19 protein-coding genes are annotated in these 22,194 nt (G+C 71.5%); 9 read left to right on the top strand and 10 right to left on the bottom strand.

What is annotated here, in order from left to right:
- Positions 1 to 57 precede the first annotated feature (57 nt).
- The 5 genes from PV721_RS00770 to PV721_RS00750 form a co-directional block, all read right to left on the bottom strand.
- Positions 58 to 1,014, bottom strand: a complete 957-nt coding sequence (locus PV721_RS00770) for a carbohydrate ABC transporter permease (protein ID WP_319720776.1) — start codon at positions 1,012 to 1,014, stop codon at positions 58 to 60.
- Positions 1,011 to 2,351, bottom strand: a complete 1,341-nt coding sequence (locus PV721_RS00765) for an ABC transporter permease subunit (RefSeq protein ID WP_319720775.1) — start codon at positions 2,349 to 2,351, stop codon at positions 1,011 to 1,013. Before PV721_RS00765 ends, PV721_RS00770 begins: the two co-directional genes overlap by 4 nt.
- Before the next feature lie 10 nt (positions 2,352 to 2,361).
- The gene (locus tag PV721_RS00760; RefSeq protein WP_319720774.1) at positions 2,362 to 3,693 is read right to left on the bottom strand and encodes an ABC transporter substrate-binding protein; all 1,332 of its coding nucleotides are present in this window, start codon (positions 3,691 to 3,693) and stop codon (positions 2,362 to 2,364) included.
- Between the two features lie 88 nt (positions 3,694 to 3,781).
- Positions 3,782 to 5,464 carry a glycoside hydrolase family 13 protein gene (locus tag PV721_RS00755; RefSeq protein ID WP_319720773.1) on the bottom strand — a complete coding sequence of 561 codons (1,683 nt, stop codon included), beginning with the start codon at positions 5,462 to 5,464 and terminating at the stop codon, positions 3,782 to 3,784.
- Between the two features lie 216 nt (positions 5,465 to 5,680).
- Positions 5,681 to 6,955, bottom strand: coding sequence for an ABC transporter substrate-binding protein (locus tag PV721_RS00750; protein ID WP_319720772.1), 1,275 nt, complete (start codon positions 6,953 to 6,955; stop codon positions 5,681 to 5,683).
- Positions 6,956 to 7,124: 169 nt separating this feature from the next.
- On the opposite strand from PV721_RS00750, the gene PV721_RS00745 reads away from it, so the two are divergent.
- The 4 genes from PV721_RS00745 (at position 7,125) to PV721_RS00730 (ending at position 12,486) form a co-directional block, all read left to right on the top strand.
- Positions 7,125 to 7,631, top strand: coding sequence for a PadR family transcriptional regulator (locus PV721_RS00745; RefSeq protein ID WP_319720771.1), 507 nt, complete (start codon positions 7,125 to 7,127; stop codon positions 7,629 to 7,631).
- Complete coding sequence (locus PV721_RS00740) at positions 7,628 to 8,395, top strand: ABC transporter ATP-binding protein (protein ID WP_319720770.1); 768 nt, start codon at positions 7,628 to 7,630, stop codon at positions 8,393 to 8,395. Before PV721_RS00745 ends, PV721_RS00740 begins: the two co-directional genes overlap by 4 nt.
- Before the next feature lie 2 nt (positions 8,396 to 8,397).
- Positions 8,398 to 10,722: an FtsX-like permease family protein gene (locus tag PV721_RS00735; RefSeq protein WP_319720768.1), complete on the top strand. Its 2,325-nt coding sequence runs from the start codon at positions 8,398 to 8,400 to the stop codon at positions 10,720 to 10,722.
- Between the two features lie 375 nt (positions 10,723 to 11,097).
- On the top strand, positions 11,098 to 12,486 hold the full coding sequence (locus PV721_RS00730) for a chloride channel protein (protein WP_319720767.1): 1,389 nt from the start codon (positions 11,098 to 11,100) through the stop codon (positions 12,484 to 12,486).
- 21 nt (positions 12,487 to 12,507) lie between these two features.
- On the opposite strand, the gene PV721_RS00725 is transcribed toward PV721_RS00730, so the two are convergent.
- A complete protein-coding gene (locus PV721_RS00725; protein WP_319720766.1) occupies positions 12,508 to 13,935 on the bottom strand; it encodes a DUF2252 domain-containing protein in 1,428 nt (475 codons plus the stop codon).
- 88 nt (positions 13,936 to 14,023) lie between these two features.
- The gene (locus PV721_RS00720; protein WP_319720765.1) at positions 14,024 to 14,350 is read right to left on the bottom strand and encodes a carboxymuconolactone decarboxylase family protein; all 327 of its coding nucleotides are present in this window, start codon (positions 14,348 to 14,350) and stop codon (positions 14,024 to 14,026) included.
- Positions 14,351 to 14,550: 200 nt separating this feature from the next.
- Between PV721_RS00720 and PV721_RS00715 the strand changes: the two genes are divergently transcribed.
- The 5 genes from PV721_RS00715 to PV721_RS00695 all read left to right on the top strand — a co-directional run bounded on the left by PV721_RS00715 (position 14,551) and on the right by PV721_RS00695 (position 18,901).
- Positions 14,551 to 15,945 carry an MFS transporter gene (locus PV721_RS00715; RefSeq protein WP_319720764.1) on the top strand — a complete coding sequence of 465 codons (1,395 nt, stop codon included), beginning with the start codon at positions 14,551 to 14,553 and terminating at the stop codon, positions 15,943 to 15,945.
- 27 nt (positions 15,946 to 15,972) lie between these two features.
- Positions 15,973 to 16,269, top strand: a complete 297-nt coding sequence (locus PV721_RS00710) for an amphi-Trp domain-containing protein (protein WP_319720763.1) — start codon at positions 15,973 to 15,975, stop codon at positions 16,267 to 16,269.
- 52 nt (positions 16,270 to 16,321) lie between these two features.
- Positions 16,322 to 17,287: a hypothetical protein gene (locus PV721_RS00705; RefSeq protein WP_319720762.1), complete on the top strand. Its 966-nt coding sequence runs from the start codon at positions 16,322 to 16,324 to the stop codon at positions 17,285 to 17,287.
- A gap of 125 nt (positions 17,288 to 17,412) precedes the next feature.
- Positions 17,413 to 18,507 (top strand): glutamate--cysteine ligase, encoded by a 1,095-nt coding sequence (locus PV721_RS00700; protein WP_319720761.1) that lies wholly within the window; start codon positions 17,413 to 17,415, stop codon positions 18,505 to 18,507.
- 85 nt (positions 18,508 to 18,592) lie between these two features.
- Entirely contained in the window at positions 18,593 to 18,901 is a 309-nt protein-coding gene (locus tag PV721_RS00695) for an SHOCT domain-containing protein (RefSeq protein WP_319720760.1), read from the top strand.
- Between the two features lie 55 nt (positions 18,902 to 18,956).
- Here the strand turns inward: PV721_RS00695 and PV721_RS00690 are convergent, their stop codons facing one another.
- The 3 genes from PV721_RS00690 to PV721_RS00680 form a co-directional block, all read right to left on the bottom strand.
- On the bottom strand, positions 18,957 to 19,421 hold the full coding sequence (locus tag PV721_RS00690) for a DUF6325 family protein (protein ID WP_319720759.1): 465 nt from the start codon (positions 19,419 to 19,421) through the stop codon (positions 18,957 to 18,959).
- Positions 19,422 to 19,573: 152 nt separating this feature from the next.
- Positions 19,574 to 20,266, bottom strand: a complete 693-nt coding sequence (locus PV721_RS00685) for a GAP family protein (protein ID WP_319720758.1) — start codon at positions 20,264 to 20,266, stop codon at positions 19,574 to 19,576.
- 28 nt (positions 20,267 to 20,294) lie between these two features.
- Positions 20,295 to 22,157 carry a glycoside hydrolase family 15 protein gene (locus tag PV721_RS00680; protein WP_319720757.1) on the bottom strand — a complete coding sequence of 621 codons (1,863 nt, stop codon included), beginning with the start codon at positions 22,155 to 22,157 and terminating at the stop codon, positions 20,295 to 20,297.
- Positions 22,158 to 22,194 lie beyond the last annotated feature (37 nt).

Genomic DNA, 22,194 nt, shown 5'->3' with positions numbered 1-22,194 from the left:
CGGCCCGCGGACGGGACACCGGCAACAGGGCCTGCGCTGGGGAGAAAGGCGGGGCGGCTATTTCACCGAGCCCGCCATCACGCCCTGGACGAAGTGGCGCTGGAACGCGAAGAAGACGATCAGCGGGACCACCAGGGACAGGAACGCCCCCGGCGCGAGGACGCCGATGTTGCTTCCGAACTGCCGCATCTGGGACTGCAGCGCGACGGTGAGCGGCTGGGACCCGCTGTCCGCGAACAGCAGCGCCACGAGCATGTCGTTCCAGACCCAGAGGAACTGGAAGATGGCCAGGCTCGCGAGGGCCGGCCGGCCGAGCGGCAGCACGAGCCGGGAGAAGATCCGCCACTCGCTGCCGCCGTCCATCCGGGCGGCTTCCAGCATCTCGCGCGGTATCTCGGCGAAGTAGTTGCGCAGCAGGAAGATCGCGAACGGCAGACCGTAGGCGACGTGGAACAGGACGACGCCCGCGACCGTGCCGAACAGTCCCACCGCACCGAAGAGTTTGGCCACGGGCAGCAGGCCGATCTGCACGGGCACGACGAGGAGCCCGACGACCACCAGGAAGACGCCGTCCCGGCCGGGGAAGTCCAGCCACGCGAAGGAGTATCCGGCGATGGCCGCGATGGCGACCACGAGGACGGTGGTCGGCACCGAGATCAGGACGGTGTTCCAGAAGGCCGCCGCGATGCCGGAGTCCTGCAGCAGGGCGCTGTAGTTGTCCAGGGACAGCTGGGACGGATCCGTGAGCGCGGTCCACCAGCCACCGGTGGCGTTGTCCTGCTCGGAGCGCAGGGAGGACAGGAGCAGGCCCGCCAGCGGCGTGATCCATACGAGGGCGACCAGGATCAGGACGCCCTGGACGACGGAGCTGCCCAGGAGGCGCGAGAGGCGGCCCCCGCGACGCCGTCCGGGTGCGGACGCCGGCGCGGAGGCGGAGGGGGACGGGGCGACGGGCCGGACCGCCGTCGTCCGCCGGGACGGCCCGCGCCGCTCGACGGTGCTGTGGCCGCTCATGCTCCACTCCTTCGGAAACGCCGGACGTTGAAGATCATCGCTGGGACGACCAGCAGCAGGAGCACCATGCTGAGCGCGCTGCCGAGCCCCTGGTCGTTGCCGCCGCCGAAGGAGACCAGCCACATGCGGGTGGCGAGCACGTTCGCCTCTTCCTGCACCGGGCCCGGCGCAATGATGTAGACGAGGTCGAAGACCTTCATCACGTTGATCACCAGAGTCACGAAGACGACGGTGAGCACCGGCGCGAGCAACGGCACGGTGATCTTGCGGAAGATCTGGCTCTCGGTGGCACCGTCCATCCGCGCGGCCTCCAGCGCGTCGCGCGGGATGGCCGCGAGGCCGGCGCCGATCAGGACCATCGCGAAGCCCGTCCAGACCCACAGGTAGGCGCCGATGATGGCCGGCGTCACCAGCGCGGGACCGAGCCAGTTCACGCCCTGGTAGGGGGCGTCGAAGTTGGCCGCGGGCAGCCGGACGGCGTAGTCCCCGTCGGCCAGCCCGGCAAGTCGGAAGGAGCCGTCTTCCGCCGTGGTGGCGGTCGCGGCCACCCGGCCGTCCCGTACGGCCTCGACCGTCATGCCGGGCAGCCCCTTCTCGCCCGGGTCGACCCTGCCCGGGGTGCCCGCGCCACCGGGGGCGAAGTCGAGGTAGACGACGCCCCCGATCGCGTCCGTGCCGGGAGCCGCGCCAGCCGCCTCCGAAGCGGCCTTCGCGTCGGCGGGCACCGCGTCGGGTGCGACCCCGATGAACCCGAGGCTGAGCGAGCCCCCGGGCCGTACGGTGCTCCCGGTGCTGTACGGGCCGCCCGCCCCGCCCGTCAGACCGTGGCCCTCCCGGGGCCGGGCCGTCGGATAGGCGGCGGCGTCGTCGAAACCGTCGTGGACACCGACGACGGCGGCGTTGAGCACGCCCCGGTCCGGGTCCTGTTCGTAGGCGAGCCGGAAGATGATGCCCGCGGCGAGGAACGAGACGGCCATCGGCAGGAAGAGCACGAGCTTGAACGCGGTCGCCCAGCGCACCTTCTCGGTGAGCACGGCGAGCATCAGCCCGAGGCCGGTGAGCAGCGTCGGGGCGACGACGACCCAGACGGCGCTGTTGCGGATCGCCTTGAGGGTGGCCGGGTCCTGCACGATCGCCGCGTAGTTCGCGGCTCCGACGAACCGGTCGCCGTCCGCGTCGAAGAGGCTGCGGCCGAAGGAGAAGAGGACGGGGTAGACGACCAGCGCGCCGAGGAGCAGCAGGGCCGGCAGGACGAAGACGACCGCGAGGCGGCGCTTCCTGCGCTGGGCCCGGCGCCGCCCGTCGGCCGCGGGGCGGGCGGTCATGGTGTCAGCCATGGCGGGCGCCTCAGTTTCCGTAGGCCTTGGCGGCCTCGGCCTCGAGCTTCGCGGCGGTGGCCTGCGGGTCCGAGGGATCGCGCAGGAAGTCCTGGAGGAGCTTCCACTCGCCCGCGCCCTTGGTGCCGCCGAACGCGGCCGGGGCCTGGTCCGACATGTCGAAGCGGATCGAATTGCCCGCCGCGATGAGCGAGTTGGCGGTGCTGCGCGTGGTGTCGTCGCTGTACTTGGCGAAGTCGACCTCGTTGTTCGGGGACAGGAAACCGCCGGCGCCGGCCCAGACCTCGGCCGCCTCGGAGCTCGCCAGGAACTCGACCAGCTTCATGCCGGCCCCGGCGTTCTTGCCGTCCTTCAGGACGACCGCCGCGTCACCGCCGCTGACCACCGGCGCCCTGCCGCCGTCGACCGAGGGGAACGGGAAGAACTTGGCGTCCTGCCCGAGCTTCTTGCCGAACTGGCCCTTGGCGACGCCGCCGACGAAGTCGCCCTCGTAGACCATGCCCGCCTTGGGCTCGGGGCCGAAGACCTGCGCGACCGACGAGGGGAAGTCGGTCCCCAGCGCCGCCTGGGCGCCGCCGGCGACGAGCTGCTTGTCCTTGAACAGTTCCCCGAGGGTGGTCAGGGCCCTGACGACGCTCTCGTCGGTCCACTTCAGCTTGTGCTGGGCAAGCTGGTCGTACTTCTCCGGTCCGGCCTGGGAGAGGTAGATGTTCTCGAACCAGTCGGTGAGGGTCCAGCCGTCCTCGCCGGCTATGGCGAAGGCCGGGCGGCCGGAGTCCGCGAGGGTGCGGCCGGTCTTCAGCATGTCGCTGTAGCTCTTGGGCTCGCCGACGCCGGCCTGGGCGAAGGCCTCGGGGGCGTACCAGACCGTCGACTTGTGGGCGGCCTTGAAGTAGAGGCCGTAGTACGTCCCGCCGACGGTCCCGTAGTCCTTCCACACCGGGGCGAGGGTGGATCCGGCCGTCTGGGCGGTCTGGTCGGACAGCGGCTGGAGCCAGCCCTCCTTCGCGAACTGCTGGAGCACGCCCACCTGGGGAACCATCACCACGTCGGGCGCGTTGCCGCCTTCGATCTTGCTGCCGACGAAGGTGGAGACGTTGTCGCCGGAGGGGACGAAGACCGTCCTGGCGCCGGTCTTCTCGGTGAAGGCGTCGAGGACCTTCTTGAAGTTCTGCTGCTCGGCGCCGGTCCAGACGCCTGCCACGGTGACGGTCTGGCCGCTGAGTTCGCCGCCGCTCGCGGGTCCGGTGGTGCCGCCGCAGGCGGTGGTGCCGAGGGCGAGGGCGAGGGCTGCCGTCGCGGTGGCGGCACTCCGACGGGTCGTCTTGCCGGGTCGTCGCATGAGGAGTCCTTTCGAGGAAGTCAGGGGCTGGGCGGGAGGGAGGGGCTCGGGGTCCCCGGGCTACGGGCTACGGGCTACGGGCTACGGGCTACGGGGCGGGGTACTCGCCTGCCCACCAGGCCGCGGTCGCCGCGGGGAGCACCCCGTCGGGGCAGGGGCCGCTGGCGAGCAGCGGAGTCCCGAGGACCGGGGCGGGCACCGGCTCCGTGCCGAAGTTCACCGCGCAGACCAGGCCCTCGCCGCGGGCGATCGCCAGTACGTGCGCGGGCGCGTCCAGCCAGCGCAGGGTGCCGTCGCCGAGCTGCGGCAGGGTGCGCCGCAGCTGGAGGCCGTCGCGGTAGAGGTGCCAGAAGGAACGGGTGTCGGCCAGGGCGCGGTCGGTGGCGTGCTCGGCGAACCACTCGGGCTGCGGCAGCCACGGTGTGGCGCCGACCGCCTCCCGGCTGAAGCCGAACGGGGAGGCGTGTCCGGACCAGGGCAGTGGCACGCGGCAGCCGTCCCGGACGTGTTTGCGGCTGCCGGTGCGGCGGAAGATCGGGTCGGTGAGGACCTCGTCGGGCAGGTCGAGGACCTCCGGGAGACCGAGCTCCTCGCCCTGGTAGACGTAGGCGGCGCCGGGCAGGGCGAGCATCAGGAGGGCCGCTGCGCGGGCGCGGGCCGCTCCCAGTCCGCTGCCCTCCACCCCGGGCTCGCCCGCGTAGCGGGTGACCGTGCGGACCTGGTCGTGGTTGTTGAGGACCCAGGTGACGGTGGAGCCGGTGCCGGCGATGTCCCGTATCGCCTCGGTGATCGTCGCGCGGAAGGCCTGGGCGTCCCAGGGTGCGCTGAGCAGGTCGAAGAAGAACGCCTGGTGCAGTTCGTCGGGGCGGACGTACTCGGCGTGCTCGCGCGCGGTCGGCACGGACACCTCGCCGACCAGCAGTCGCTCGTGGCCGTCCCCGGCGGTGTACTCCTCGCAGACCGCGCGCCAGCGGCGCCATACGTCGTGGACCTCGGGCTGGTTCCACGCCAGCTGGTTGACGGCGTCGCGGGCCCGCTCGTCGGCGCCGGGATCGTCCGAGTCGGGCAGCTGGGGGTGCTTGAACAGTCCGGCGGCAACGTCGATCCGGAAGCCGTCGACACCGCGGTCCAGCCAGAAGCGCAGCACCCGCTCGAAGTCGTCGCCCACGGCCGGGTCGCGCCAGTTCAGGTCGGGCTGCTCGGGCGTGAAGAGGTGCAGGTACCACTCTCCGGGGGTGCCGTCGGGCTCGGTGATCCGGCTCCAGGCGGGGCCGCCGAACATGGCGCGCCAGTTGTTGGGGGGCTCCGCCCCGTCCGGGCCGCGGCCGGGCGCGAAGTGGAAGCGGGACCTCGCCGCGCTGCCCGGCCCGGCGGCGAGCGCGTCGCGGAACCACGGGTGCTCGCTGGAGCAGTGGTTGGGAACGATGTCGAGCAGCAGCTTGAGTCCGAGGCGGTGGGTGTCGGCCACCAGCCGGTCGAACTCGGCGAGGCTGCCGTAGACGGGATCGACGCCGCAGTAGTCGGCGACGTCGTACCCGTGGTCGTGCTGCGGTGACGGATAGAAGGGGCTGAGCCAGATGCCGTCGACACCGAGCTTCCTGAGGTAGGGAAGCCCGGCCCGTACGCCGGCCAGGTCGCCGATGCCGTCCCCAGTGCTGTCGAGGAAGCTGCGGACGTAGACCTGGTAGATCACCGCGTCGCGCCACCAGGGGTCGGGTGTGGGGGCGGTGCGGGAGGGGTGGCCGGTGCCGGCCGGAAGGGTGCTGAGCATCTCGCGTCGACCTGTCTGCTGAATGCGAGAGCGCCCTGGATCAGGTGCGCTGTTATGCATGCATGTTAAGTAGCAGCGACTGGAAGGTGTCAACGATGTGTCCAAAAACAGGCGAAAGTTGGGGTGATTTGTCACTGAATGCCCAGGTGCACGAGAGAGGGCCTCTACTTAACATGTAAGTAGAGGCCCTCTGGAGAGGTGCGTGCAGGAGTGGAATCAGCCCGTCCGGGAAATCGCCCCGAGCTCGCGCGCCAGCCGCGCGACCGCCTCGTCGGGTGTCTGGCGCAGCGCCATGACGTCCTGCCCCACGGCCTGCACGGCGAGGCTCACCTGGTCGTAGCGCGGACTCTTGGGGCGCGGCGCCGCCGACAGCACGCTCTGGCGGAGCGTGGGCAGGTACGGATGCGCGCGGATCAGCTCGGGGTCCTCGTACAGCGCGGCGCGCACCGGTGGCAGCGAGCCCTCGGTGAGCACCTTCCGCTGGACGCGTTCGCTCGTGAGGTAGGAGATGAGGTCGGCTGCCGACGCAGGATGCCGCGCTCGGCTGCTCACGGCGAGGTTGGAGCCGCCCAGCACGCTGGTGCCGGGCCCGTCGGGTCCGGGCAGGGGCACGGCGCCGAACCGGCCCGCCACCTTCGACCCTTCCGCGCTCGCGTCCGCGTACAGATAGGGCCAGTTCCGCAGGAAGAGCAGCCGGCCGTCCTGGAACGCCTGCCGGGACTCCTCCTCCTTGTAGCCGAGCGCGTCGCGGGAGATCCAGCCGTCCCTCACGCCGTCCGCGAGGAAGCCCAGTCCGGCGCGCGCCGCGTCGGAGTCCACGGTCACCCGGGCGCCGTCGCCCTGCAGGATCGAACCGCCCGCCGAGTGCACGGCCTCGGTGACGTTGACGGTGAGCCCCTCGTACGGCAGGAACTGGCCGGCGTAGCCGTCCAGCCCGTGCTTCGGGGCGATCGTGCGTGCCTGGCGGACGAGTTCCGTCCAGGTGCGCGGCGGTTCCTCGCCTTCCTCGTCCAGGACGTCCTTGCGGTAGTAGAGCAGTCCCGCGTTGGTGACGTACGGGACCGCGTACAGCCGGCCGTCGAAGGTCGCGGTGTCGACGACCGGCCGCAGGAAGGAGTCCAGCGGGAAGCGGTCACGCCGGAGCGGGGAGATCCATCCGGCCGCTGCGAACTCGGACGTCCAGGCGACGTCGATGTTCAGCACGTCGAACCGGTTGTTGCCCGACCGCAGTTCGCTGATCATCTGCGCCCGGGTCTCGTCCGCCGAGTCGGGCAGCTCGACGAGCGTGACGCGCTCGCCGGGATGGCCGTCGTTCCAGTCGTCCAGCAACGGGGAGAGGTAGTCGGTCAGATCGCCCGCCGTCACGAGCGTCATGGGGCCGCGGGCCGCGGAGGCCGCACCCCCGTCCGCACGGACGCCGAAACCGGCGTATCCCGCCAGCACCACCGCCGCGACCAGGAGAGCCCTACCCGCGGCACGCGTCCACCGCATAGGTTCCTCCCAGTTCACGATCCGGCTGCGCCGCCGACCATCGCGGCCTATATATACCCGTTAGGCATGGGCGATACTAGACGCCCAGGCAGAGAAGACGGGTGGCGGTGGCCACTGGCCCGATGCCGAGTGAACGGTTGACTACGGAGCGGGAAGGAGGGGGGAGCGAGTGCGGCTGGCGCTCCTGGCACTCCTCGCCCGTGCCCCTGCCCACGGTTACGAGCTCAAGCAGGACCTTGAGAAGCTCTTGGGCGCCGCGTACCCTCAGCCCAACGTCGGCCAGGTCTACGTCACCCTCGGCCGGCTGGAGAAGAGCGGTCTGATCGAAGGCGAGGAAGTCGAGCAGTCGGGCCGGCCCAACAAGCGCACGTACCGGCTGACGGACGCCGGGCACGAGGCCGTGCTGGCCTGGTTCGAGAACACCGCCGAGGAGCCCCGGGTACGGGACGAGTTCTTCATGAAGCTCGCTCTCGCGCCGGAATCGGGTCTGGCCGACCCGGTCGCGCTGATCAACAAGCAGCGGCGGCAGTACCTCAACACCATGCGGGACCTGTCGAAACTGGCCGCAGCCGAGGACCGCGACAACAAGATCTCCCAACTGCTGATCGAGGGCGCCATGCTGCACCTGCAGGCCGACCTCGACTGGCTGGAACGCTGCCAGGAGGAGCTGGAATGAGCGAGGACGCCACCACCGCTCCTGCCGTACCCATCGTCCGCGCCGAGGGCCTGACCAAGACGCACCACGGCGAGGGCGCGCCGGTGCACGCCGTGCGCGGGGTGGACCTGGCCGTCCGGCCGGGCGAGTTCGTCGCGGTCACCGGGCCGTCGGGGGCCGGCAAGTCGACGCTGCTGCACCTGATCGGCGGCCTGCAACGGCCCGACGGCGGAAAGCTCTGGATCGACGGACAGCGGGTCGACGAGTACCGCGAGGCGCGCTGGGCGGTCCTCAGGCGACGCAGCATCGGCGTCGTCTTCCAGTTCTTCAACCTGGTCTCCAACCTCACCGTCGCCGACAACGTCGAACTGCCCGCCCTCCTCGCCGGCGTCTCGCCGAAGGCCGCCCGTGACTCCCGCGCCGAACTGCTCGCCGAACTCGGACTGGAAGGCCGTGAGCGGGCGATGCCCGGCGAGCTGTCGGGCGGCGAACAGCAGCGGGTCGCGCTCGCCCGGGCGCTGGTCAACCACCCCGCGCTGCTCCTCGCCGACGAGCCGGCCGGCAGCCTCGACAGCAAGGGCACCCGCGAGGTGCTGCGGCTGCTCTCCCGGTTCCACCAGCGCGGCCAGACGATCATGATGGTCACCCATGACGCCCGGATGGCCAGCGCCGCCGACCGCGTCATCAGCTTCTTCGACGGGCGCATCGCCGACGACGCACAGCTCGGCGACGGGCACCGCGCGCCGGCCCGTGGCGTCCGCGGCGTACTCGAACTGAAGGAGTGACCGTGCGGGCCACTCTGCGCTGGGCGCACGCCGACCTCCGCGCACATCGCGGCGAAGCCCTCTTCGTCGTACTGGCCAGCGCCGGGATCATTGCCTCGCTCCTCCTGGCCGGCGCGCTGTTCAGCTATGCCGCGAACCCGTGGCAGCGGATCTTCAACCAGTCCCAGGGCGCGCACATCTGGCTGCACACCCGCGCCGGGGCGGACATGGACGCCCTGACCGGCGTGGACGGCATCGCCGCCCTCTCGGGTCCCTACCGCACGGCCGCGACGACCGTCGAGTCGCGCGGCGCGCGGGCCGGGACGACGCTGCGCGCGGCCGCGGTGGAGCCCCCTGCAACGGGGCGGCCGATCGTCACCGCGGGCAGCTGGCTGACCCCACCGGACGGCGGGGCCGGGGCCGGCACCGTCGTGCTGGAAAGTTCCGTCGCGCGGGCCCTGTGGGCCGAGCCGGGCGACACGGTGCGGGCCACCGGGCCGGACGGCGCCCCGCGCGCACTGCGGGTGAGCGGGATAGCCGAGGCGGCCGAGCCCCGCTACCGGCCCGGGGGCGGACCGGGCATCGGCTGGGTGCTCCCCGGCACCCTCGACGAGATCGCCCACGGCGACACCGGGCAGAGCGTGGGCCTGCGCCTGGAGGATCCGAACGACACCGACTTCATGGTCCAGCGCGCCGTGACCATCCTCGGCGCCGACCGGGTGGCCCAGGTCACCAAGTGGCAGCAGACACGGGCCGAGGCAGGCGGCGACGACCAGCTCCTCGGGCAGATGTTCGCCGTCTTCGGGCTCGGCGCCCTGCTGGCGGCGGCGCTCGCCGCGTCCGGAGCCATCGGAGCCCGGGTCCGCGGGCAGCTGAGGGACATCGCCATCCTCAAGGCCGTGGGCTTCACCCCCGGCCAGGTGACCCGCGGGTTCCTCGTACAGCACCTGGCCTTCGCGCTCCTCGGCACGGCCCTCGGCACGGCGGCCATCGCCCTGCTGGGCGCCCGGATACCGGGGCGGATCGGCGAGGCGGCGGCGGTCTGGGAGGACCTGCCCGGCCACACCGCGCTGATGATCGGCATCCCCTGCGGCGCGGTGCTGCTGATCGCGGCTGCCACCGGGCTCTCGGCCTGGCGGGCCGGACGGGTGCCGCCGGTGCCCGTGGCACGGGCCGCGTTGCCCTCCGCCGCGCCGATGACCGCACTCGGCAGGCGGGCTCTCGGGATGCGGGTTCCCCCGGCCCTGGTCCTGGGATGGCGTGCGGCGTTCGCGCGACGCGGCAGGACGGTCATACCCGTGGCCCGGCTCGCCCTGCCGCTGGTGCTCATCACGGTCGCGCTCGTCGCCTGGTCGACGCTGGACCAGTTCCGCAGCCGGCCGGCGCAGATGGGACTGCCCGCGGCACTGACCGTACGGGCCCAGCAGCCCGCCGGGCCGTCGGACTCGGAGCTGGAGAAGACCCTCTCGACGATCCCGGACATCGCCGCGGTCCATCCCGGCGCGGAGATGGCGGCGCTCGTGCCGGGGCAGACCGACACCATCACGCTCCGCGGGCTGGGCACGGCCGGCCACCCGTATCCCTCCGCGGTGGTGGAAGGGCGCGCGGTCGGCGGGCCGGACGAGGCGGTGGCCGGGCAAGGGCTGCTGGATCTCCTCGGGGTGCGGGTCGGCGACTGGGTGCGGATGACCGTGGGGGGCCGGCCGCAGATCCTCCACCTCGTCGGCCGCACCATCGAACCCGAATCCGGCGGCCGGGTGATCACCACGACCATCGACGCCCTGCGGGAGCGCGATCCGCAGCTGCGTCCCGCCTTCCACGCCCTGGTGCTGCGCGAGGGGGCGGACCCCCGCGCGGTGAGCGGCACGCTCGCCGCGGCGGCAGGCGGAACGCTGGAGATCCGGGAGACACCCGATCCGGCCGACCGACTGGAGCCGGCGCGCGGAGTGATCGCCGCCCTGATCGCGGTGCTGGCGCTGATCGGGCTGACCGAACTGCTGACGCTGATCAGCACCGGCGTACGCGACCGGGGCCGCGACCTGCTCGCGCTGAAGGCGATCGGGCTGACGCCCCGGCAGATCGGATCGATGATCGTGACGGCCGCCGGTCTGACCGCGCTCGTATCCGCAGTGGTGGGGACGACGGTGGGTGCGCTGGCCGGCAGCTGGCTGGTGGACGCTCAGGGCGCGTCGAGTGGAATCGGCGCGGGGATCGCTCAACTCCCTTCATTTTCCGTGCTGTTGGCGGTGATCGTCGGGGCGGTGCTGGGTGCGGTGGCGGCGGCGGCGCTCCCGGCGGCACGGGCGGCACGGCAGCGCCTGGCGGACTCACTGAGCGAGACGCTCTGACCCTCCGGGGCCGCTCTGGAGAGCAGTGGGTCCTCGCCCTCGGGCTCGACGACACCTCGCCCACCGTGCGGACCCCCGTGGTTCACCCCTGCGCCGGCCGGCCACCCGCCACGGTGGCGCCTCCCACGGCGCCCCGGGCGCGCCGTACCTCTTGGGCCGCCACGGCACCATCGGCGTCGAGACCGGGACCCGGTGCAGCGGCCACGGACCTTCCGGCGGCGCATACCGCCGGCCGGAGGGATCATCGAGACGAGGGGGTCGGCTGCCCTGGCGGCGGTGTCCGGCCGAGGGCGCAGGGGGCGCCGTCGGCACCGCAACGCGGGTGGCAGCAGCCCCGAAGGACCTCGCGGCCAGGGGCCAGGAAGAAGGAATTCCATGAAGGAGCCGAGTCCTCGACCCGTTGACGCTCCCAGCGGTCAGCCGCAGGAGGCGGACCGGCTGCGCGAGATCCTCCACGCTCCCGGCTACCTCGTGATCCTCGTCTACTCGGCCCTGATCGGCATTCCGGTGTCGCTCATCGCGTTCTGGTTCCTCGTCGGACTCCACGAACTGCAGAACGTCTTCTGGTCGGACCTTCCGCACCACCTGGGCTGGGACGCGGCCCCCTGGTGGTGGCCGCTGCCCTTGCTGCTGATCGCCGGCCTGATCGTCGGCCTGATCGCCGGCCGGTTCACCGGCGGGGGCGGCCACGTACCCGCCGGCGGCCTGCACGCGGGCGCGACGGCCCCGGCCGCGCTGCCGGGCGTGGTGCTCGCCGCGGCCGCGAGCCTGCCCCTGGGCGCGGTCCTGGGACCGGAGGCACCGCTGGTCGCCCTCGGCGGCGGCCTGGCCCTGCTCTTCCGGGACCTCACGCGGACCCCGGCGACCCCTCAGACGACCGCGCTGCTGGGCGCGGCCGGAGCGGCGGCCGCCATCGCGGCGATCTTCGGCAACCCGCTGATCGCCGCCGTACTCCTGATCGAGGTGTCGGGGATCGGCGGTCCCCAACTCTTCGCGGTCATGCTCCCCGCCCTGCTCTCCAGCGGAATCGGGGCCCTGGTCTTCACGGGGTTCGGACACTGGACCGGCCTGGAGACCGGCAGCCTCAACCTCACGCTGCCCACCCCCCTGCCGCGCCTGGACCCCGCGGACGTCCTCTGGACGATACTCATCGCCCTCGTCCTCGCCGTACTCCTGAACCCGGTCCTGGAGGCGGGCCGACGGGTCGCGGCCTTCGTCTCCGCCCGGGTGCTGCCCCGTACCGTCCTGTGCGCACTGGGCGCTGCGTCCTGCGCTGCCCTCTATTCCCTGATCACCGGCCGCTCGCCCGCGGACGTCGCCCTGTCGGGCCAGGCCACCCTCGGCGAGCTGGCCGCCGCCCCACAGGCCTGGGGCGTCGGTGCGCTGATCGCCGTCGTGCTCCTCAAGACGATCGCCTACGCCCTCTGTCTGGGCAGCATGCGCGGCGGCGCCATCTTCCCCGCCGTCTTCCTCGGAGCCGCGGCCGGAGTCGTCCTGGCTCCCCTGCCCGGCCTCGGCGCCGTACCGGCCATGGCGGCGGGCATGGCAGCGGCCACCGCGGCCGTCATGCGGCTCCCGGTCAGCAGCGTGGTCCTCGTGGTGCTGCTGCTGGGCAGCTCCGCCATGATCCCGATCGCCATTCTCGCGGCCGTGATCTCCTTCGCCACGACCGAACTGCTCCCCGCCGGCACGGCACATCCGCCCGCTCCGCTCTCCGAGCAGCCCGTGGACACCGGCGACCCCGAAGCGACCGGGGCGTCCTGACGACGGTGTGCCGTGACGCGGTCAGGCCCCTGGCAGTTCCTGCGCCGGCAGCCGGCCCGCGCGTACCGCGTCGACCAGGGCCTGGTGGTCGCGTTCGTTCTGGTCGGCGTACGCCTCGGCGAAGGTGACGAGCGCCCGGTCGAAGGATTCGCCGCGGCCCAGGTACGCGGCGATCGCGATCCGGTCGCCCGACCGCGCATGCGCACGGGCGAGGGTGATGCCGCACAGCTCGCCGAAAGTCTCCAGCTGTCCGGGCGACATCGTCTCCGGCATGGCGATGCCCTTCCAGTCGCGCAACTGGCGGACGTAGAAGTCGCGCTGCTTGCCGTCGATCCCGTCCACCCGCTCCCAGCCGAGGAAGATGTCGCTCGCGGCCTGCATCAACCGCTGTCCCGAGACCACGCGCTCGCCTTGGTTGCGGTACACGCTCGCGCCGACGTGCGGGGCGAGCACGGAGGTGTCGGCTTCCTTGGCCTGTAGGAAGAGCGGGTCCTGGCCGTCGCGGCCGAGCAGCAGCAAGATCCAGCAGCGGGTCCCGACGCTGCCGACGCCGACCACCTTGCGGGCCATGTCCACCATCCGGTAGTCCTGCAGGAGCGCCCGCCGGTCACTCGCCATCGTGAGGCCGTAGGTGTCCACCAGGCGGCGGAACCGGCTCTCGAGCTCCCCGCGCTCGACGTCCGGCAGCAGGTCCGCGACCGGCACCAGCAGCGGGGGGTCCGCCGCGATGCTCGGCCGGCCGTCGACCAGCTCCGTGAGCTTGTCGAAGACCTGCAGCGTGTCACGCGTACGGGCCTTCGCCATGGCACGGGCCAGTTTCTTGCGTCCGCCCTTGTCGAGCTGCGTGGTGAGGGCCTCCAGTCGGTCCGCGTCGATCTTCGCGTACCAGACCTCGAGGTTGCCCATGCCGGCGAAGCCGCGCATCGCCTCGCGGTACGAGCGCACGGCAGCGCTCACGATCCCTGCGCGCTCGGCGTCGTCGAAGCCGTTCGCCCGGCCCGCGATGACGAAACTCGCCGCCAGTCGTTTGACGTCCCACTCCCAGGGTCCGGGCAGGGTCTCGTCGAAGTCGTTGATGTCGAACATCAGCCGCCGCTCCGGAGAAGCCAGCAGCCGGAAGTTCAGCAGGTGCGCGTCCCCGCACAGCTGGACCGTGATCCCCGAGTCGGGGCTGCCGGCCAGGTCGGACGCCATGATCGCGGCGGCTCCCCGGTAGAACCGGAAGGGCGACTCCGACATCCTGCTGTAGCGGATCGGGACCAGCTCGGCTACCCGAGCCGCGGACTGCGCCTCCAGGATCGCCAGTGGGTCCGGTCTGTCCGGAGACGGCCGGTACACGGCGTGCCCCGACCGTGGCGAGCGGCTCCGTGCCTCCTTGCCCTGGGCCGCGCGTTCCTCGGGTGTGCTGCCGGGGACCGCGCGCATCGTGGTGGTCGCGCTCTTAGCCATCGCTGCGCTCCTGTCTGGATCTGCGTCCTCAGCACCGGAACGGCGCCCTGCCCGCGCGCCGTCCCGTGGTTGCCGTGCGTGGTCCGTGTCAGCCCTGGGCCTCGATCTCGGCTTCGGCGACCGCGATGGCGATGCCCAGCGCGGTCGCGATGTTGCCGGCTGCCGTCATGACGCGGGCGGTGCCCACGATGGGGGCGATGGCGACCAGCACGTCCTGCAACTGCTCGGCGGTCAGGCCGGCTTGGAGGGCGGGGTCGATGTGGGCTGCGTAGGAGATCGGCGGGGCGTCCGATGCCGCGAGGGCCGCGATGCGGGTCATCAGGAGCATGTCCGGGGCCAAGCCGCACCGCTCGAGCGAGTCGACCGTCATCGCGGCGAGGGTGTCCAGGACGGGGGTGTCGGATGCAGTGGACATGGTGCACGTCCTCCGGGGTGGGGTCCCGCCCGAGCACGGGGCAATACGAGGGGATGGGATGGCCGTGATCACTGGTGTGCCTTGGTTTCAACCCTAGAACCTCACCGGGTACGGCGCATGGGGGCGCAGCCCCCTGACCCGGCGTGCGGCGAGGCGGGCCGCGGCGCAGGCTTGAGGCAGTGCAGAAGGGAGCAGCGCCGGTGGCCGAAGCCGATACCCCGGGACGCGCGCCCGGTGCCCTGCGCGGTGTGCTGGCCCCGCTCGCCCTGGCCCAGTTCATCTGCAGCTTCGCCGGTTCGAACATGAACGTGATGATCAACGACATCAGCGAGGACCTCGACACGACCGTGCAGGGGGTGCAGGTCGCGATCACGATCTTCCTGCTGGTCATGGCGGCGCTGATGATCCCCGGCGGCAAGCTGACCGACCGCTACGGACGCAAGCGGTGCTTCCTGGCCGGCCTCGCCATCTACGGCGTCGGCGCCCTGCTGAGCGCGGTCTCCCCGGGACTGGGCATCCTCATCCTCGGCAACTCGATCCTCGAGGGCGTCGGCACCGCGCTGCTCATCCCGCCCGTCTACATCCTCACGACGCTCCTCTTCACCGAGATGACCTCACGTGCGCGTGCCTTCGGGACCATCATGGCGCTCGGAGGCATCGGCGCGGCCGCCGGGCCACTGATCGGGGGACTCATCACCTCGGCCATCAGCTGGCGGGCGGCCTTCGTGTTCCAGGCCGTGGTGATCGCATTGATCATCCTCCTGAGCCGCCGGATCGCGGACCCCCTGCCGCCGGATGCCACGCGCCCCTTCGACACCGCCGGGGCGGTTCTCTCGGCCGTCGGCCTCATCCTCGTCGTCACGGGGATCCTGGCAGCCGACAACAACATCTGGCTGATGATCGCTCTGATCGTCCTCGGTGCGCTCGTACTGCTGTGGTTCTTCCTGTCGGTGCGCGCCAAGGAGCGGGCCGGCAAGGAGCCGCTCCTGTCGACGAGCCTGTTCCACAACCGCACCTCCAACCTCGGTCTCGTCACCCAGAACATCCAGTGGCTCATCCTCATGGGGACGTCGTTCGTCGTTGCGACCTATCTCCAGGTCGTCCGCGGATACGACGCGATCCAGACCGGCGTGATCTTCACGGCCGCCACCCTCGGCCTGCTCGTGTCGTCACTGGCCGCCGCGCGCCTGGCCGAACGGCACACCCAGCGCACCCTCATCATGACGGGCTTCATCGTGACGATCGCCGGAGTCGGCGTCCTGCTGTCCATGGTGAGCGGCACTCCGAGTGCCTGGGCCTTCGCGCCCGGACTCCTGCTGATCGGCCTGGGAATCGGCCTGATGCTGACCCCCTCGGTCAACGTCGTGCAGTCGAGCTTCCCCGACGAGCAGCAGGGCGAGATCTCCGGGCTCTCACGCAGCATCTCCAACCTCGGATCGTCACTCGGCACTGCGGTCGCAGGCACCATCCTCGTCGCCGGCCTCACCACCCACGCCTACGGCGCCGCGATGATCACACTGGCCTTCCTCGGGATCGCGGGCCTCGCCGCCGCGGTCTTCCTCCCCCGGGGTGCGGAGTCAAGCACCGTTCCTTAGCTGCCGAGGCAGCGGATTGGAGACATCGTGAAGGACCTGAAGTTCGAACAGAAGGGCTCCCTGTCGCGCCTCGAGGCTGCTGATCAGCTCGCCGCGCTGGCGGAGGCACTGAGGCAGGGCGGCAAGGTCGAACTGGAATTCGGCTCCGGGACGCTGAGCCTGCAGGTACCCGACGAAGTGAGCACCGAGATCGAGGTCGAGGTCGGCGAGGGGCAGGTCGAGCTGGAGGTCGAGCTCAAATGGCCCACCGTGCAGACCGAGGCCGCGCCGCCACGGACGAAGCGGCCGGCACGGAGCAGGAGCAAGCCGGCCCGGACGCCGTGACCGCGCCGAGGGCCTTCGGCTCCGGATGACTCGCACGACGGGAGAGCTTCGCATGTCACGCCGCCTGGTGCCCGGACCGACGCGGACGGCCGCCGCGGCCGTCTTCGCGATCGCCCTGGCCGCCTCGACGCCCGATCCCGCGCTCGCGTTCACCGGCGACAACCACGAGGCCATCACCCGGGCGGCCCTGCCCTGGGAGCCGGCCACCCTGTCCGCGATGGCCGACGCCCGCGACGGGGCGATCAACGCCAATGACCACGGCGGGTACTTCCTCCTCGGCCCTCTGCACTGCGACAACGCCGACCACCTCGCCCCCCGCTACGCCCAGCACTATCCCCGCAGCAGGGACGAGGCCACCACCGAGCTCCTCGCCTGCATCCGCACCTCCGTCGCCCGCTTCCGGAACGCCGTCCGGGCCGCCGACGGCCTCGTCGACGCGGACGGCAAGGTCCGGGCCGACCAGAGCGGCCTCTCCTCCCCCTGCACGTGGAAGGAGTCGTCCGACCGTGCCAAGTGCGACGTCCTGGAAGAGCTCGGCCGCGGCTGGCACCAGCTCGAGGACTTCTACGCGCACTCCAACTGGAGCGACCGGCCCGCGCCCGGCCCGGTCGGCCTCGACAACCCGCCCGGCCTGGAACGCACCGACGTGGCACCGTTCCTCGACATCCGCCGCTACAGCGCCATGAACGACGCCGACTGGACCCGGGACGCACGTGCCCGCATACCCGCGGACCTCACGACCGGCTGCTACTCCGACTTCGATTCCACCGGCCTCAAGGCCGAGGACTGCGCCGGACGTGTCACGCACAACCAGGGCCTCAACAAGGACACCTCCGCATCCCACCGCTCGAGGACCGGCGACAACTTCGGCCACGCCGTGTCCGGGGCCACCGCCGAGATCACCCGCCAGTGGAACGACTTCAAGGCCGAGCTGCTCACGAGCTATCCGGACCACCGGCGCGGGGAGCAGATGATCTGCGTCCTGGTCCACGACGCCCCGGAGTCGAGCTGCCCCTGAACCCGGTCGCGCCCTGCCCTTCCCACCCGTGCCACGCTGACGCGAAGAGCGGCAGTTTTTCCCCTATTACGCCGAAATAAGCTGTCGTCTGGGTGGCCGCGGCAGGTTTGGGGTAGCCACCCAGCATGATCACTTTTGGGGTCGAGGAGGAGTACCTGCTGGTCGACCCGGAGACGCTCCTCCCCGTTCCGCTGGTGCAGGAGGTGCGTGCCACGGCCAGCCTGACACCGATCGCGGACGAGCGAGAGGTCCAGGACGAACTGCTCCAGGCACAGATCGAGGTCGCCACCCCCGTGTGCACGAGTCTCGAGGAGGTGGGGGGTCATCTCCTGCGGCTGCGTCACGCGGTCGCCTCCGCCGCCGAGGCCCACGGCTGCCGCATCGCGATCTCCGCCACCGCGCCGGTCAAGGACGTGCTCCCGGTACCCGTCACCAGCACGGCGAGGTACCTGAAGATGCGCGGAGAGGCCCGGTTGCTCGTCGACGAGCAGCTGATCTGCGGAATGCACGTCCACGTGGGGATTCCCGACCCGGAGACGGGAGTGGCCGTCCTGAACCGGCTGCGCGTCTGGCTTCCGACCCTGCTGGCGATGTCCGCGAACGGGCCCCTCTGGGACGGGCGGGACACCGGCTTCGCCAGCTGGCGCACGATCATCTTCGGGCGCTGGCCGGTCAGCGGCCCGCCGCCGCACTTCGCCGGGTTCGCGGACTACGAGGCGCGGGCCGACGAGCTGGTGGATTCCGGGCTGATCCCGGATCGGCGGCAGCTGTACTGGCACGCCCGGCTCTCCGAGCGCTACCCGACGATTGAGGTGCGCTGCTGTGACGTGCAGCTGGAGGCGGACGAGGCGGTCATGCTCGCCGGCGTCGTCCGCGGGCTCGTCGCCACCGCCATCGCCGAGGAGAAGGCGGGGGCCGCTCCCACTCCCTGCCGACCGGAGATCCTTCAGGCCGCGACGTGGCATGCGGCCCGGCACGGGATGAGCAGCACGTTGATGGACCCGGGAGGCCGGCTGCGGAGCAGCGGGGACGTACTGTGCGCGCTCCTGCGGCACATCGGCCCCGCCCTCGAGGAGAACGGTGACTTCCGCGAGGTGAGCTCGCTCGTTCACCGGCTCCTCCGGCACGGCACCTCGGCCGACCGCCAGCGCCGGGCCCTGGCCGAGGCCGGCCTGCCGGCGGTCGCGGCCCTGATCACCGCCGGAGCCACCGCCGGGTGAGCCTCTTGCCATGGTGCGATGCTGGAAGGAGTGGAGGGCCGGCGGCGGGACTTCCGAGCCGGCCCCGTCAGCAAGGGAGAACGACGTGCCTGGTCTTCTTCGAGGAGTAGCGCGCACCGCGGTGGTCGCCGGTACGGCGACGGCGGTGTCCAACCGCGTTTCGCGGCGCCAGGCGGGCCGGTGGGCCGCGCAGGACGATCAAGCCGCTGCGCAGCAGCAGTACGCTCAGCCCCCGCAGCGGTACGCCGCCCCCGCCCCGGCTGCTGCTCCGCCCATGGCGGACGACATGAGCAGCAAGATCGATCAGCTCAAGGAACTCGGAGCGTTGAAGGAGCAGGGAATCCTGACCGAGGCGGAGTTCGCGGAGCAGAAGAGCAGGATCCTCAGCACCTGACCGCCCGGTGCCGGCCGGCCGTCCGGCGCCGGCTCACCGTCCGGTGGCGGCCGGGTCACTGCGGCAGTTGGCCGCCTCCGGCGGCTTCCTCCGCCTCGAGCGAGGCGAGAATGGCCTGCACGGGGATGCGGCCGCTCGCCACCATCTGCGCTCCGCTGCGGCGCAGGGCCCGGGCGAAGGGGGCGGCCCACCGGTTCTCGTAGACCAGGATCGCGGCCGCGTTGCCCGGCTGGAGGGCGTTGCCCGCTTCGTCGAGGTCCTCCTGGTCGAGCAGTTCGGACGAGGCGCCTTCGAAGACGGACAGGCCGAAGGAGTTCCCTTCACCGTCGAGGTCCGTGAGTTCCAGGGCGGTGACGGTGCCGTCGGCGTCCTTCTGCACGAAGCGGAGGTCGAGGAGGTGGATGATGCCCTTGTCCACCAGGTCGATCAGCAGGGGGAACGCCTCGCCCGTCATGCGGTTGCCGGGGAACTCGACGACCAGGTAGTCGACGGGGCCCATGTCTTCGATGTCGTCGCTCATGCGCACTCCTCGCGTGTGCCTCGACGGCCCGGCGGCCTGGCCTGGGGAGATGCACCGGTGGCCGGACACGGCTTTGCTCTCATTGCAGCATTCGCCGCTGGGCCCCGCACCTTCACGCCACGGCGGCGGCCACGACGCACGGCGGCGGCGGGTCAGCCGGTGAGCTGGTAGAGGCTTCTGCCGACGAGCCACAGTCCCAGCAGGAGGCACAGGACGACGATCGCCGGGTCCTTGTGCCGTTCCAGCCATGCGCGCAGGCCCAGCAAGGCGCGTTGGGCCTTCCCCGGCGCGAACACCATGTACAGCTCCATGGCCAACAGGGTGGAGGTGGCCAGGAGGCAGAAGGCCATGAGGGCCAGGAAGGACGCTCCGTGGGAGAGGTCGGCCTGGACGACGGTGGCGGCCGCGGCGGCGACCATCCCCCAGGGCTGAAGGAGCACGGCGAGTGCCGCCGCGGACCATCCGGTGGCGTCGTCCATCCGGGACGACACGGACGACCCGGAGTCCTCGGAGGCCGCGGCCACCTCTTGTGCGGACGGATCCGCGGTTGCGGTGGTACGACGGCTGCGGCGCCGCCGGTGCTCGCTGTACACGACCAGGCCGACACCGATCACCAACGTGGCCACGAGGGCCGCGATCGAGGGGGGAGAGCGGGGCGGGGGCGGCTGCCCGCCCGTGAAGAGGAGGACGATCGCGATCACGGCCACCAGGCACGCGAGCCAGGCAAGGATGAATGCCAGGCCCTTCCGCACCCCGCGGGGTGCGGACACCACCAGGACGAAGGCCATGACGGGCAGCGGGAACAGCGTGACCACCAGGCCGATGAGGAGCAGGTCGAGCACCATGGCGACGCACCCCCTCGGAGAGCAGGCGTCAGGCCGCGCTTGCGGCTTGGTCGAGTTCGTGGTCGAGGGCGAGGGCGGCGGTGATGAGGGCGAGGTGGGTGAAGGCCTGGGGGAAGTTGCCGAGCTGTTCTCCGGTGAGGCCGACCTCTTCGGCGAAGAGTCCTACGTGGTTGGCGTAGGTGAGCATCTTGTCGAAGGAGTAGCGGGCCTGATGGAGACGGCCGGCCCTGGCGAGGGCGTAGACGTGCAGGAAGGAACAGAGGGAGAAGGTGCCCTCGGAGCCCTGCAGGCCGTCGGGGGAGGCCGCCGGGTCGTAGCGGTAGACGAGGCTGTCGGAGACGAGTTCGCTGTCCATGGCGTCGAGGGTGGACAGCCAGCGCGGATCTTTGGGGGCGATGAAGCCGACCAAGGGCATGAGCAGCAGGGAGGCGTCCAGGACGGTGTTGTCGTACTCCTGGACGAATGCCTGACGCTCTTCGCTCCAGCCGAGGGTCATGACCTGCTCGAGGATCGCGTCCCGTGCCGCGGTCCAGCGGGTCAGGTCGGCAGGGCGGGCCGTAGCGAAAGCCTGGCGGATGCCGTGGTCGAGGGCGACCCAGCACATCAGGCGGCTGTAGGTGAAGTCCTTCTGGCCGCCCCGGGTTTCCCAGATGCCCTCGTCGGGGCGGTCCCAGTTGTCGCAGAGCCAGTCCAGCAGGGCGGCGCAGCGCTGCCAGTCGTCGTAGCCGATGAGGTTGCCGACCTGGCCCGCCTGGGCGAAGGCGAAAATGGCCTCGCCGTAGATGTCCATCTGCAGTTGGTCCGCGGCGCCGTTGCCCGATCTCACTGGTGCCGAGCCCCGCCAGCCCTCCAGGTGGTCGAGGATCTCCTCGGTCAGGTACGGGTCGCCGTCGACGCGGTACATGATCTGCAGGGGTTCGCCGTTGGGAGCGCCGCCGTCCCTCAGCCGCCGGAGCAGCCAGCTGCGGAAGGCGTTGGCTTCGTCGGTGAATCCGAGGGCGCGCATGGCGCGGACCGAGAGGGAGGCGTCGCGGACCCAGGTGTAGCGGTAGTCCCAGTTACGCTCCCCGCCCTCCTGCTCGGGCAGGCCCATGGTGGCGGCGGCGATCGGCGCGCCGGTCGGCGCGTACGTCATCAGCTTGATGGTGATGGCGGAGCGGTTGACCATCTGCTGCCAGCGGCCGCGGTAGGTGCAGTGTCCGATCCAGTCGTGCCAGAAGTCGCGCACGGCGTTGAACTCCTCCACCGTGTCACGCACATTCACCGCCGGCGGGGCCGCGCCGTCGGCGTCGCAGACCGTCAGCACGACGGCCGCGCGTTCACCCTCGGCCAGGACCACGCTCGCCCACACGTCCGCCTCGTCGGCCTCCAGCGCGACCGGCCCCAGTGCTTGCAGGTACGCCGTGATGCCGCGTGCGTCGAAGCGGGCGGTGACACCGTCGAACGTCAGGTCGTGAGGTGCCCGGCCGTAGTCGAAGCGCGGACGGCACTCCAGGCTGAAGCGCGCGGTCCCGCGCACACCACGCATGACCCGCACCACTTGGTGCCGGTCGGTGACGGTGTGCGGATCGCGCACGGGCATGAAGTCGATGACCTCTCCGACGCCCTCGGGGGTGAGGAAACGGGTCATGAGGACGGCGGTGTCGGCCAGGTAGAGCTGCTGGGTGACGACCTCGGCGGTGCCCGGCGGTTCCTCATCGGAGACGGGGGGCACGTCGGCGGTGATGGCGAAGTATCCGCCTCGGCTGTCGTCGAGCAGGCCGGCGAAGATGCTGGGCGAGTCGAAGCGGGGTGAGCAGAACCAGTTCAGCACGCCCTCGGACGAGACGAGGGCACAGGTCTGGAGGTCCCCGATCAGACCGTGCTCGGCGATCGGCGGATAGGGGCGCATCGGCCCTCCACAAGGGGGTAGGGGCTGCCCGGGCGGG

The sequence above is a fragment of the Streptomyces sp. MB09-01 genome (genome assembly GCF_033794505.1).
GTDB lineage: Bacteria > Actinomycetota > Actinomycetes > Streptomycetales > Streptomycetaceae > Streptomyces.
Note: the sequence above shows the minus strand (reverse complement) of the source record. Positions and strands in the feature narration are given on the sequence as shown.